Origin of the sequence: Natronomonas gomsonensis, from assembly GCF_024300825.1 — an archaeon.
Classification (GTDB): Archaea; Halobacteriota; Halobacteria; order Halobacteriales; family Haloarculaceae; genus Natronomonas; species Natronomonas gomsonensis.
Window position 1 is genome coordinate 2346317 of record NZ_CP101323.1, and the last position, 12653, is coordinate 2358969.

Annotated in this window: 11 protein-coding genes; 7 read left to right on the forward strand and 4 right to left on the reverse strand. The window is 67.9% G+C overall.

Annotated elements, in window-relative coordinates; all coding sequences use genetic code 11:
• The first annotated feature begins 16 nt into the window (after nucleotides 1–16).
• Nucleotides 17–1072 carry an ABC transporter ATP-binding protein gene (locus NMP98_RS12485; RefSeq protein ID WP_326494477.1) on the forward strand — a complete coding sequence of 352 codons (1056 nt, stop codon included), beginning with the start codon at nucleotides 17–19 and terminating at the stop codon, nucleotides 1070–1072.
• Here the strand turns inward: NMP98_RS12485 and NMP98_RS12490 are convergent, their stop codons facing one another.
• Nucleotides 1073–3553 (reverse strand): ATP-dependent DNA helicase, encoded by a 2481-nt coding sequence (locus NMP98_RS12490; RefSeq protein ID WP_254858046.1) that lies wholly within the window; start codon nucleotides 3551–3553, stop codon nucleotides 1073–1075.
• Nucleotides 3554–3573: 20 nt separating this feature from the next.
• Between NMP98_RS12490 and NMP98_RS12495 the strand changes: the two genes are divergently transcribed.
• From NMP98_RS12495 to NMP98_RS12505, 3 genes are read left to right on the forward strand one after another with little or no spacing between them, the layout of a single operon-like run.
• Nucleotides 3574–4014 carry a hypothetical protein gene (locus NMP98_RS12495; RefSeq protein WP_254858048.1) on the forward strand — a complete coding sequence of 147 codons (441 nt, stop codon included), beginning with the start codon at nucleotides 3574–3576 and terminating at the stop codon, nucleotides 4012–4014.
• A 56-nt stretch (nucleotides 4015–4070) separates the two neighbouring features.
• Entirely contained in the window at nucleotides 4071–4637 is a 567-nt protein-coding gene (locus tag NMP98_RS12500; RefSeq protein WP_254858050.1) for a DUF1684 domain-containing protein, read from the forward strand.
• 49 nt (nucleotides 4638–4686) lie between these two features.
• A complete protein-coding gene (locus NMP98_RS12505) occupies nucleotides 4687–5889 on the forward strand; it encodes an acyl-CoA dehydrogenase family protein (protein WP_254858051.1) in 1203 nt (400 codons plus the stop codon).
• Nucleotides 5890–5893: 4 nt separating this feature from the next.
• Here the strand turns inward: NMP98_RS12505 and NMP98_RS12510 are convergent, their stop codons facing one another.
• Complete coding sequence (locus tag NMP98_RS12510; RefSeq protein ID WP_254858052.1) at nucleotides 5894–6574, reverse strand: class I SAM-dependent methyltransferase; 681 nt, start codon at nucleotides 6572–6574, stop codon at nucleotides 5894–5896.
• Nucleotides 6575–6672: 98 nt separating this feature from the next.
• Here NMP98_RS12510 and uvrB point away from each other — a divergent pair, with 98 nt between their 5' ends.
• On the forward strand, nucleotides 6673–8724 hold the full coding sequence (uvrB, locus tag NMP98_RS12515) for an excinuclease ABC subunit UvrB (RefSeq protein WP_254858054.1): 2052 nt from the start codon (nucleotides 6673–6675) through the stop codon (nucleotides 8722–8724).
• A 43-nt stretch (nucleotides 8725–8767) separates the two neighbouring features.
• Entirely contained in the window at nucleotides 8768–9490 is a 723-nt protein-coding gene (locus tag NMP98_RS12520; RefSeq protein WP_254858056.1) for a hypothetical protein, read from the forward strand.
• Here the strand turns inward: NMP98_RS12520 and NMP98_RS12525 are convergent.
• Nucleotides 9487–10782, reverse strand: a complete 1296-nt coding sequence (locus NMP98_RS12525; RefSeq protein WP_254858058.1) for a cobyrinic acid a,c-diamide synthase — start codon at nucleotides 10780–10782, stop codon at nucleotides 9487–9489. The two genes, NMP98_RS12520 and NMP98_RS12525, sit on opposite strands and share 4 nt — an antisense overlap.
• Nucleotides 10779–11807, reverse strand: a complete 1029-nt coding sequence (locus tag NMP98_RS12530) for a nicotinate-nucleotide--dimethylbenzimidazole phosphoribosyltransferase (RefSeq protein ID WP_254858060.1) — start codon at nucleotides 11805–11807, stop codon at nucleotides 10779–10781. The genes NMP98_RS12525 and NMP98_RS12530 overlap by 4 nt, the downstream gene beginning before the upstream one ends.
• Before the next feature lie 133 nt (nucleotides 11808–11940).
• Here NMP98_RS12530 and NMP98_RS12535 point away from each other — a divergent pair, with 133 nt between their 5' ends.
• Nucleotides 11941–12648 carry a CbiX/SirB N-terminal domain-containing protein gene (locus tag NMP98_RS12535; RefSeq protein ID WP_254858062.1) on the forward strand — a complete coding sequence of 236 codons (708 nt, stop codon included), beginning with the start codon at nucleotides 11941–11943 and terminating at the stop codon, nucleotides 12646–12648.
• The last annotated feature ends 5 nt before the right edge of the window (nucleotides 12649–12653 follow it).

A 12653-nucleotide genomic window follows, 5' to 3' on the forward strand; every position in this document is an offset into this window, starting at 1 on the left:
CGACGAGGTGGTGGCCGTGAGGGTCGACCTCGACGGTGTGAGTAAGCGCTACGGCCCGACGACGGCACTGGCGGACGTGTCGCTGTCGGTCGCCGACGGCGAGTTCTTCACGCTGGTCGGCCCCTCCGGGTGTGGGAAGACGACGACCCTGCGACTGCTTGGGGGCTTCGAGGAACCGACCGGAGGTTCGGTTCGCTTCGACGGCGAGTCGATGGCTGGCGTGCCGCCGGAGGCCCGCGGCGTCGGCCTCGTCTTCCAGAGTTACGCGCTGTTTCCACACATGACCGTCGCCGAGAACGTCGGCTACGGACTCCGATTCGCCGAGCCGCCGGGCGGCGTCACGACCGAGCAGCGAATCGCCGACCTGCTGGAGTTGGTCGGACTCGAGGGATTCGGGGACCGCGACCCGACTGAACTCTCCGGCGGCCAACAGCAGCGCGTCGCCCTTGCCCGGGCACTCGCGCCCGGCCCGGAACTCCTGTTGCTCGACGAGCCGATGAGCGCACTCGACGCCCGCCTCCGGGAGCGGCTCCGCCGTGACGTTCGCGAGATTCAACAGGAACTCGGGGTCACGACCGTCTACGTCACCCACGACCAAGCCGAGGCGCTCGCCGTCTCCGACCGCGTGGCGGTGCTCTCGGATGGCCGGGTCGAACAGGTCGGCCGGCCACAGGAACTGTACCGCCGGCCGGCCTCGCGGTTCGTCGCGGAGTTCCTCGGCGAGAACAACGTCTTCGACGCGCGGGTGGTTGACACGACCCGTGGTAACTCGACAACTGCAGGTGAAACGGAGGGGTTGACCGTTCGGGTGCAGGGGTGCGATTTCGTCCTCTCTCGGGTGGAAAACGCGTCCGACGAACGTCTGACGTTCTGTGTCCGACCCGCTGCCTTCGAGGTCGACGCCGGACGGAACCGCCTCACCGGCACCGTCGTCGACAGTGAGTTCCTTGGGGAGACGACGCGGGTCCACCTCGACTGGGAGGGGACGCGAGTCGTCGTCGCACTCGATGTCCCGCCCGAGGCCGACGAACTGACCGTCGGGTTCGACCCCGAGGACGCGTGGATACTGTAATCAGGCCGACCAGAACCGCTCTAATGCGAAGTCGAACATGTCGGTGCTGACGGCGCCGAACTCCTCGCGGTCGGCCTCGCCGAGCAACCCGCGGACGCTGTCCCAGGAATCGCGAGCGTAGCGTTCGTCACAGAACACCCGAACGCCGCGTTCCTCGGGGCCGCGAATGACGCGGCCGACGGCCTGTCTGGCCTTTCGGACCGCGGGCACCGCCAGGGCGTATTTGAAGCCGTCGCCGAAGGCGCGGTCGTAGGCGGTCCGGACCGCCCGCGTTCGCGGACTTGCGGTGTTGATGATGGGGACGCCACAGACGATGGCTGCCGACAGGCGGTCGCCGCGGTAGTCGACGCCTTCGGTGAGCGTTCCGCGCAGACTCGTTACGAGTACCTTCGGGTCGCCCTCGAAGAACTCGCGTTTCAGTTGCTCGGTCGCCACGTCGTCGGTCGCCTCGTCGACGAGCACCTCCTTGTCGTGGTCCGAGAGGACGGAGGCGGCCCACTCGGCCTCACGGTAGGAGGGCATCCCGACGAGGACGTTCCCCGGCGAGTCGGCGACCTGCCGAATCGCCCGTGCGTGGGCGCGCCGGGTGTCGGTCTCTTCGTCGGGGTCGCCGCGGTTCGAGTAGGTGAATTTCGGCGCGGCGACGGCGTAGGACCCCCGGTTCTCCTCGGGGAACTCCAGTCCGTACGTTCGCTCGACGACGGGTCGGTCCTCCTCCTCTTCAAGATGTCGGAGGCCGGTCACCTCGGCGAAGGCCTCCAGTGGCTCCAGCGTCGCGCTCATCAGGATGCCGCCGCCGAACTCGCCGAGTTGTTCGCCGATGGCACCCGAGGGGAGACAGTTGTGTAGCGAAAAGCGGGCGGTGTAGGCCCGCCGCCACGACTCGGCGGGGTGGGTGTCATCCCACGTCCGTTCGAGTTCGATTTCCCGGAAGAAGTCGGTGTGGTCGGCCCGATACCACGTTCCGAGCGTCCGTCCGACCGGGGGTGCGGCGCGGCGTTTGTCCTCCTCTTCGACCGTATCGAGAATGTGGCCGGCGACGGCACACACCGACTCGGCGCGGGTCCATACCTTCGCGTCGAAGCCGTTGCGTTCGGCCCATCGCGTCAGTTCGTCCGTGCCGGGCTGTTCGGGGTCCCTGAGCGGTATTTCGTCGTCGCGCAATTCGGGGAGGTTCCGCCGCCAGTCCGGCCGTTCGGCGTCGAGGTGCTCGGTGACCCGTTGGTCGAGTTCCTCCTGAAGCGCGACGAGAAACCGCTTGGTGTCGCGTAACTCCCCCAGCGTCACGTCGGTCTCGTTCAGTTCGTCCCGGACCGTGGCGGCTTGCTGTTTGGCGTCGCCGCCGTAGCGCGTTTCCGTGCCGCCACCGGCCTCCTCCATCGCCGCCAGTGGTTCGATGACGCGAGACAGTTCGCTCTCGGCGCTCCGGAGCGACCGCCCGGAGACGCCGTCGCCGACCAAATCCCGGACTCGCGGTTCGAGCATGTGGGCCTCGTCGCAGACGACGAACGTCTCGTCGTCTATCAACGTGCCGGTGAACGACTCGACGGTCGTCGGGTCGAAGGCGTGGTAGTAGTTGCCGACCAGCACCTCGACGTGGGGCAACAGCGCGCCCATCACCGAATGCGGGCAGGCTCCGTGGCCGGCCGACAACTCCACGAGGTCCTCGCTCTCGATGAGGCCCAACCCCGTGGGGTCGAAGGGGACGGCCTCGACGGGGTCGCCGTCCTCCGGGAGGTCTGCCAAATACTGTGCGTAGAAGGGACAGTACTCGACGCCGCTGTCGCCGGCCTCGGGCATCTCTTGGGGGTAGGGCGTCGGTTCGCCGGCCGCCTCCAGATACGAGGCGCCGTTTCCGGAGTCGCCCAGCCCGACCTGTTGACTCCGTGCCTGTGCGGCCAGCGAGTCGGCGGTCGTCTCGTCGGTCAGTCCACGAGTGCGCTCCCGGAGGCCCTCACACCGTTCGTAGACGTTCGTCTCGTCGATGCCGCCGGCGCCCGCGAGGTTGTACGGACACACGTCCGCTTTCCCGACGAGCGTCATGGCCGAAATCGGGTGCCAGTCGTCCGGCAGGTTTCCGTTGATGGTTCGGAGGTCCTCCTCGAACTGCCGGAGTTGCTGTTTGACGCTCGTGAGGACGAAGACGCGTTCGTACGTCGAGTCGGGATCGCGGACGAGGTGGATGCCGGCGGTCAACGCCAGCATCGTCTTGCCGGTGCCGCAGGCGCCCTCCAAAGCGAGAAACCCGCCCTCGCGGGCCGTCTCGACGGCCGTCTCGATGCCGTCGACTTGGTCGTCGTAGGGCTCGTCGTGGCCGAAGATGGGCCGCCAATCGGGGCCGTCGGCGCCTCCCGCGGCGGCGCTCGCCCCGTTTCCGTCGTCGCTCCCGCTCGACTCCTCGGCGTCGTGGGACACACCGAGGAGTGACGCGTCTTCGCCTAAAGACGTGTCGAACGGGGCGGCCGTGGGTTTATCTCCCATCGGGAACCAACCTCGGACCGATGGCCCGCGAACGCTCGCTTCGACCCGCCTTCGACGTGAACTGGCGGCCGACGCTGCTCGGAGCCGCCACGCTGTTGGCCGTCCTCCTGCCGGGGTTGCTTCGGCTGGAAATCGGTCGGGAGGTGTATCTCGGCGGCCTGCTGGCGGGTCTCGTCGCCGGCGGGCTGACCGACCGCTACGGCAACGCGATGTCGAACGGGCTGTTGGCGGGCGCCCTCGGCGGCGCGGCGGCCTGTGTCGTGCTGTTCGCCTACGGGTCGTACGCCTCGTGGCGGCTCGGCTTCGGCTTCGATTCGGTGTTCGCCGCCCAGTACGGCTTCCGCGCGATTGCGCTGTTCGTCCTCGCGGTGCCGATTCACGCCGTCGAGGGGGCGCTTGCGGCGCTTCTCGCCAACGGCCTCCGGGTCCGACTGCTGGACCGCTTCGCCAGCGGCGGGTAGCGACGGTAGCGTCTCGGTGCCGGGCGGCTTATCCGTCCGACTCCCGAGATTCGGGTATGGAGTTCGACACCGAGGCGTGGCGCGAGGAGTTACAGTCCTACCGCGCCGAAAAGGACGAGCAGTTCGCCACTTCGCGGCAGTCGCCGCTCCCGCCCGAGGAGCGCGAGAACTTCGACGGCCTCGCGTACTTCGACCCCGACCCCGCCTACCGCGTCGAGGCGACCGTCGAGTTGGTCGACAGCGACGAGACGGTGGCGATGGAGACGACCGCCGAGGGCGAGCAACTGTACGAACGGGCCGCTCGCCTCCACTTCGAGGTGCCAGACGCCAGCGGCGATGTCGACGAACACACCCTCGTCGCCTACCAGCGCGTCGACCACGAGGGCAACTCGCTTTTCGTTCCGTTCCGCGACAAGACGACCGGTCAGCAGACCTACCCGGCCGGGCGGTACATGGAACTGCACGCGGAGGGCGAACTCGAAGACGGTGATACGGTTCCGCTGGATTTCAACCTCGCGTACAGCCCCTTCTGTGCCTACAGCGAGGCCTACGAGTGCCCGTTGCCGCCCGAGGAGAACTGGCTGGAAATCGCCATCGCCGCCGGCGAACGCTACGGGGGCTGAGAGGTTCCCCGAGCCGCGTCTTTTTGCCCGTCGCCTACCACGTCATTCTATGCCACACGACTGGCGGGATTCCGTCGACCTCACCGAGACACAGCGGCTGGTTCGGCGGAACATCCGGGAGATATGCGAGGACTTCGACGACGCCTACTGGCGCGAGAAGGACCGGACGGGCGAGTACCCCCACGAGTTCGTCGACACGCTGGCCGAGGAGGGCTGGCTCGGAATCCTGATTCCCGAAGCCGACGGCGGCGCGGGAATGTCGACGGCCGAGGCGGTCGTCATGATGGAGGAAATCGCGGCCAGCGGCGGCGGGTTCGCCGCCGCTCAGTCGATTCACGGCGGCGTGTACAACTCGGTGCCGCTTGTGAAATACGCCGACGAGTCGCTGAAAGCCGACCTGCTGCCGAAGGTCGCTTCGGGAGACGTTCGGATTCAGGCGTTTGGCCTGACGGAACCCAACGCCGGGTCGGACTCGACGGCGATGGAGACCCGGGCGCGGAAGGAGGGTGAGGCGTACGTCGTCGACGGGGCGAAAATCTGGATTTCCCGCGTGGCGGCCAGCGATTACCTCCTCCTGATGGCGCGGACGACGCCCCGAGAGGCGGTCGACAAACGAACCGAGGGCATCTCGATGTTCCTACTCGACCTCGAAGACGCCTACGGCGACGGCCTCGAAATCGAGTCGATTCCCAAGACCGCGAGTCGGGCGGTCGGCTCCTACCAGCTGTGGTTCGACGGGGTCCGAGTACCCGCAGAGAACCTCGTCGGCGAGGAAGGCGAGGGGTTCTACCAGATGCTCGACGGCCTCAACGAGGAGCGCCTCGTCATCGCCGCGGAGTGTCTCGGATTGGGCGAGGTCGCACTCGAACGAGGTATCGAGTACGCCGGCGAGCGGGAGGTGTTCGGCGGGCCAATCGGCGCCAATCAGGCTATCCAGCATCCGCTTGCGGCCGCCTACGCAGACCTGTTGGCGGCGAAGAAGGTCATCTACGACGCCGCCGACCGCCTCGACGGCCTCCCACGGAAGGCCGCCGGCGCCGAGGCCAACGTCGCGAAGTACCTCGCCGCCGAGGCGGCCTTCGACGCCGCCGACGCCGCGGTCCAGACCCACGGTGGCTTCGGCGTCGCCTGCGAGTACGATGTCGAGCGGTACTTCCGGGAGGCACGGCTGACGCGGCTCGTTCCCATCACCCAGCAACTCGCGTTGAACTACCTCGGCGAGCACGTGCTGGGACTGCCCCGGAGTTACTGACCCGTCACGGAGCGACGCCGACGGTCAGCAGCGTCCCGTATTCGCGGTAGCGTTCGACCATCGCCTCCCGAGTTTCCCAGTCGTCGGTCGGGAACTCGCTTGCGGGCGGAATCTCGGTTTCTCTGTCGGGGATGGTGTCCTGTTCGGCGACGTGGAAGCCGGCTTCCCGGAACGCCTCCCGGTACTGGTCGTAGTCCCACAGCGTCATCTCGATGGCGATATTGTCCTGCCAGGCGTGGGTGTGTTCGCTCTCCTCGAAGTAGTTCACCGCACAGTAGAACGTCCCGCCGGGCCGGAGAACGCGGCGCAGTTCTTCGAGTGCGCCGACGGGGTCAGGTGCGTAGTAGAACGCCTCCATCGAGAAGGCGTGGTCGATACTCTCGTCGGCGAAGGGCAGCGACTGGAAGTCCCCGACGACGTAGCCGACGTTGTCGTCGTCGGTGTAACTGCGCGCGTTTCGGACCATCTCGGGGGCGCCGTCGAGTCCGTAGGCCCGGCCGGCGTCTTTGGCCTCACACATTGCGCGGGCGGCGTAGCCGCTGCCACACCCCAAATCGAGGACGGTGTCGCCCGTCTCGATTGGCATCCGTCCGAGTACGTGCTTGGCGGTGTGCCAGTGGCGTTTCTCCATCCCCTTGTCGCGGCCGTCGGCGGCCCAGTCGTCGAACTCCGCGCGAACGCTCATGGGCGGCGTTGGTCGTCGGAGGGGTTAACGCCCACGAAGCGACTCGGCCCGTCGCCGCGAGCGTTCGTCTCAAGTGTCCCGACGCCCACCACTCGGTAATGAGCGACACCGGCCCGCTGCAGCCAGACCGTCCCGACGCCGCCCGACGGTTCGAGGTCGAGGCCCCGTTCGACCCGGCGGGCGACCAACCCGAGGCCATCCGCGAACTCGTCGACGGCTACGAGTCCGGCGCCGAGAAACAGACGCTTTTGGGCGTCACCGGGTCGGGAAAGACCAACACCGTCTCGTGGGTGGTCGAGGAACTCCAGCAACCGACGCTCGTCCTCGCCCACAACAAGACGCTGGCGGCCCAACTGTACGAGGAGTTCCGCAACCTCTTCCCGGACAACGCCGTCGAGTACTTCGTCTCCTATTACGACTACTACCAGCCGGAGGCCTACGTCGAACAGACCGACACCTACATCGACAAGGACATGTCGATAAACGAGGAAATCGAGCGCCTGCGGCACTCCGCGACGCGGTCGCTTTTGACCCGCGACGACGTCATCGTCGTCGCTTCGGTGTCGGCCATCTACGGCCTCGGTGACCCGAACAACTACGAGTCGATGGCGCTCCGACTCGAACGCGGCGAGGAAATCGGCCGCGAGACGCTGTTGAAGAAACTGGTCGATTTGAACTACGAGCGCAACGACGTTGACTTCCAGCAGGGCACCTTCCGGGTTCGTGGCGACACCGTCGAGGTGTTCCCGATGTACGGACGGTACGCCCTCCGGGTGGAGTTCTGGGGCGACGAAATCGACCGTCTGATGAAAGTCGATACGCTGAACGGCGAGGTGGTCTCCGAGGAGCCGGCGGGACTCGTCCACCCGGCGGAACACTACTCCATTCCCGAGGAGCGTCTTCAGGAAGCCATCGACGAGATAGAGGAACTGAAGGAGAAACGCGTCTCGTACTTCGAGCGGCAGGGCGATTTGGTCGCCGCCCAGCGCATCGAGGAGCGCACCACCTTCGACATCGAGATGCTTCAAGAGACGGGCTACTGCTCGGGCATCGAGAACTACTCGGTGCACATGTCGGACCGCGAGTCGGGGGAACCGCCCTACACCCTCCTGGATTACTTCCCCGACGACTTCCTCACCGTCGTCGACGAGTCCCACGTCACGCTGCCGCAAATCAAAGGCCAGTACGAGGGCGACAAATCCCGGAAGGATTCGCTGGTCGAGAACGGCTTTCGGTTGCCGACGGCCTACGACAACCGCCCGCTGACCTTCGAGGAGTTCGAAGAGAAGACCGACCGGACGCTGTACGTCTCGGCGACGCCCGGCGAGTACGAACGCGAAGAAAGCGACCAGGTCGTCGAGCAAATCGTCCGGCCCACGTACCTCGTCGACCCCGAAATCGAGGTCCAGCCGGCCGAGGGGCAAATCGAGGACCTGATGGAGCGCATCGAGGCGACGGGCGACGACGAGCGCGTGCTTGTGACGACGCTGACCAAGCGGATGGCCGAGGACCTCACCGAGTACCTCGAAGGCGCCGGCGTCGACGTGGCGTACATGCACGACGAGACGGACACGCTCGAACGCCACGAACTCGTCCGGTCGCTGCGACTCGGCGAGATTCAGGTGCTGGTCGGCATCAACCTCCTTCGGGAAGGACTCGACATCCCCGAGGTGAGCCTCGTCGCCATCCTCGACGCCGACCAGGAGGGGTTCCTGCGGTCGGAGACGACGCTGGTCCAGACGATGGGCCGGGCCGCCCGGAACGTCGATGGCCGGGTCGTCCTCTATGCTGACGAGACGACAGGTGCCATGGAGTCCGCAATCGAGGAGACCCGCCGCCGCCGGGAGATTCAACAGCAGTTCAACGCGGACCACGGCCACGAACCGAAAACCATCGAGAAGGAAGTCGGCGAGACGAACCTTCCGGGGTCGAAGACCGACACCGGCGGCGTCTCCGGGGTCGAAGCCGACTCCGCCGACGAGGCCGAAGAACTCATCGAACGCCTCGAAGGCCGGATGCAGGAGGCCGCCGACAACCTCGAATTCGAACTCGCGGCGGACATCCGCGACCGCATCCGCGAACTCCGGGAGACCTTCGAGGAGTTGGACGACCCCGACGAAGGGGTTCCGACGCCCGACGACGAGTTCTGAACACGACGCCGTCTTTTTCCCCTCGCCGCCCGACGGAACCGGTATGGCCGTCCGTGCGCTGCTCCGTTCGCCCGCCGCCGTCGTCTGGACGCTGCTCGGTGCACTCGCCGTCGGTGTCGGCTTCGCTGCGGGCTGGCAGGTCCTCGCGGCCGTCCGTCGGACGGTCACCGAGGCGGGTCCGGGCTTTCTCGTCGGCTTCGGCGAACTGTTGACCGTCGCCGTCGCCGTCGTCGTCGTCGCGGTCCTCGGCCTCGTCTGGTACCCCTTCGGCGCCGCCGTCGCCTACGCGGTCGGCCGGACGGAGTACGGCGGCGGTACGTCGGCTTCGGCGGCCGGTGCTGCCGTCTACGACCGCCGGTGGTCGCTGTACCGGTGGCTGAAGACCCGGCTTGCGGTCGGCGACCTCGCGGACCGACTGCTCGACGAGGACGACGTGGCGCAAAACGAGGTGGGGTTGGGGTGTGCGCCGTTCGTCGTTCCGGCGTTGGTCCTCGATTCGGCGACGCTGCCCGAGGCCGTCGGCCGGGCCAACCGGGTGACGCCCACGGGCGGCCGCGAGCGCGTTGCCGTTGCATCGCTCGGTCTCACGGCGGTTCTCGCCGTCGGGACCTTCGGCGGCGGAGCTGCCATCGACGGGACCACGTGGCCGCTCGTCGCGGCCCTCGCCGTCGGGGTTTTCGGCTGTGTCGTCACCGCCGCAATCGATTCGGCGTGGCGGGCGGCGACGTACGTCGACGACGACGGCGACCGGGAGTTCTACCGCTAGAGGGAGTCGACGAAGGCGTCGAAGGCACCCGAATCGGCGTGGACGTGGGCGTAGGTACCGAGCGCCCGATACTCGGTGAGGCCGTCCTTGGCGCCGGCGATGCCGTCCCCCCGTTTCACCTCGAAGGCGAAGTCGGCGTCGTCGGCCACCTCGGCCGTCGAGTAGTGGAATTCGTGGCCGCGCAACTGCTCGCCGCCGCTGGCGGTGAGGGTGTCCCCGCGAGCGACCAACTCGACGTGGTCCAGTGCCTGATACCGCTCGCACATCGTCACGTCGGCGGGGAGGACGCCGGCCATCGCGTGGGTGTCGCCGTCGGTGTCGGTCAGCGTCTCCGAAAGCGCCATCAGGCCGCCGCATTCGCCGAGGACGGGCAGCCCCTCGGCGGCCCGCGCTCCGAGTTCAGCCAGCGTCCCGCCTGCGGCCAGTTCCGCGCCGTGGAGTTCGGGGTAGCCGCCGGGGAGATAGACCCCGTCGCAGTCGGGCAGCGAGTCGCCGGCGACCGGCGAGAAGGTGACCACCTCGGCGCGTTCCCGGAGCCGTTCGAGACTCGCCGGATAGCGAAAGCAGAACGCGGCGTCGTCGGCGACTGCGACCGTCTTTCCGGTGTCGGTTCCGTGTGGTCGGGGCTCCGGCCGTGGTGGTTCCGTCGCCACCTCCAGCAGTTCCTCGACAGCGATTTCCTCGCTGGCCGCATCGAGCGTCTCCGCGTCGATGGGCGCCTCCCGACCCATGTGGAGGCCGAGGTGGCGGTCGGGAATCTCCAACCCACCGAGTGGCGGCACCCGGCCGAAGTACGATAACGAATCGGGGAGCGCATCCCGGATGCCGGCCTCGTGGCGGCCGCCGTGGGCGCGGTTGGCGAGGACGCCGACCACGTCGATGTCGCGGTCGGCTTCGGCGGCGTACTCGCGAAAGCCGAGCCCCTGGGCGGCGACGCTCTCCATGCCGGCCTTCGCGTCGACGACGAGCACCACTGGAAGTTCGAGTGTCTCCGCGACAGCGGCCGTCGAGTTCGTCCCGTCGTACAGTCCCATCATCCCCTCGACGACACAGATGTCGCCCGAACCGCGGTGGTAGTTGCGCCGACAGCCCTCCTCGCCGGCCAGCCACGGGTCCAGCGTCCGGGACGGTTTCTCGCAGACGGCGGCGTGGTGGCTTGGGTCGATGAAGTCCGGCCCCGCCTTCGCCGGTTGGGGGTCTCGCACCGTCCGCTGGAGTGCCCGCAGGACGGCGAGCGTGGCGACGGTCTTGCCGACGCCCGAGGAGGTGCCCGCGAGGACGATGCCGTTCACGCCTTGGGCACCTCTCGGTCGGTATCGGCCAGGAGGCGGTCGTACACCTCGCGGACCCCATCGCGTACGTCGGCCATCGGTAGGCCGGCGCGGTCGGCCAGCGCGAGGGCGCCGCCCATCCCGACGCCCTCCTTGGCTTCGCCGCGGTTGTAGGCGGCCATCGCGGGGTGGTCGTCGGTGAATCCAGGGTCGGTCGTCGTCACCGCGAGGTCGAGTTCGCGGCCGGCACGGCCGAGGTCGACAGCGGGGTCGTCGTCGACGAAGGAGGTGGTCGCGAGCGTCAGGGGTCCGTCGTAGCCGTCGTGTCGAAGACAGGCCGCAGCGGCGACCAGTTGGGTGCCGCCCGCCAGCGTGACGGCGGTGTCGGTCTCCAAAGCGCCGGCGGCGATGCCACAGAGGACGGCGAGGGCGGGGTCGCCCGCCCGGCGGAGTGCGACCGTCGGTTCGTCGGCGGCGTCGCCGGCCGCCAGCGACGAGGCCGAGAGCGCTTCGTCGACCACGCGCCGTTTCAACTCCAGTGGGTTCTCCGACAGCGACGAGGAGACCGTGCGGTCGCCCAGCACGTCGGCCTCGCCGAGTGCGGTGAGGACGCCGAGTGCGGTCGTCGTGCCGCCGGGGACGGTTTCGGCGAGGAACAGTTCGTCATCGGGCAACGCCCGGCCGAACTGTCTGGCGGCGGCGAAGGCGCCGGGCGCGGAGGGGACGGGGTCGCGCTCGCGGATGTCCTCTCCCGTGCGGGCGCCGACGGTGACGGTCGGCGCGCCGGTCGGTTCGGCGAGGCCCGAATCGACGACGGTAAAATCGACCCCGAGCCGTTCGAGAACGGCTCGGGTCACGACGGCGGGGGTCGGACAGCCGCTCGGGGAGACCGGAACGACGGGCGAACGGACGGGGCGGCCGTAGGCGAGTATTTCGGCGTCGGCGCTGGGCGTGTGGGCCATCAGGTCAGAATCGGCGCCAGCGGCGCTGATGCCGTCGATTCGGGCCGTCCGGGTCGAACCGGCACAGCAGACGAGTCGAGTCATTATGATTGGTGTTAGTGCAACCGAACTTGAGTTTGCGGGTCGCGGCTCGTTGCCCGAAATCTATTTACTGGATGCCCTCACAGCGTACTACAAGAAAGGTTGCGCTAATACAAGCGCACTTGATTAAACATCCATGACGGACACACTCCTGCTCGTCGGTCGCCAACACACGCGTGCGGTAGCCGAGACACACGCGATGCGACTCCGAGAGCGCGGCGTGGCCGACCGCATCGCCGTGGACACCTACGACTACGACCCGGCGGAATTATCCGCCGACGCCGATGGGGAGACGTACGTCGTCCCGATGGCCGTCGCTCCCAACCGAGACACGACTCGCGGCATACCGGGAGCAATGCCGACTGCCCACCACTGCGAACCGGTCGGCACCAGTCCCGCGGTGAGTCTTACACTCGCCGACCGCGCTCGGGAGGCCGTCGCTCCCGGCGACGACGCATCGCTGGCGCTTTTGGCCTTTGGCGACACCTCCCGGGAGGGCCACCGGCGGGCGACCGAGGCCCACGCGACCCGCCTTCGGGAGTCGACCCGATACGGCGAAGTCACGACTGCCTACCTGTTGCAGAACCCTGCTGCGGAGTGTGTCCGCTACAACCTCACCGGCGACCGGGCCGTCGCGGTCCCGTTCTTCATTGCCCCGTGTGAGGAGACCGACAGCGCCCTGCCGGCGAAACTGGAACTCGACCGCGGCGGACTCGCCTACGCCGACCCACTCGGCGACCACGAGGCCGTCACCGACGCCATCGAGGCCGAGGTGGCGAAGGCCCGCTCGCTCGGGTCCGGTACCGCCGCCGTCGACCCGGTCGCAACCGACGGCGGCCGCTGACCGCC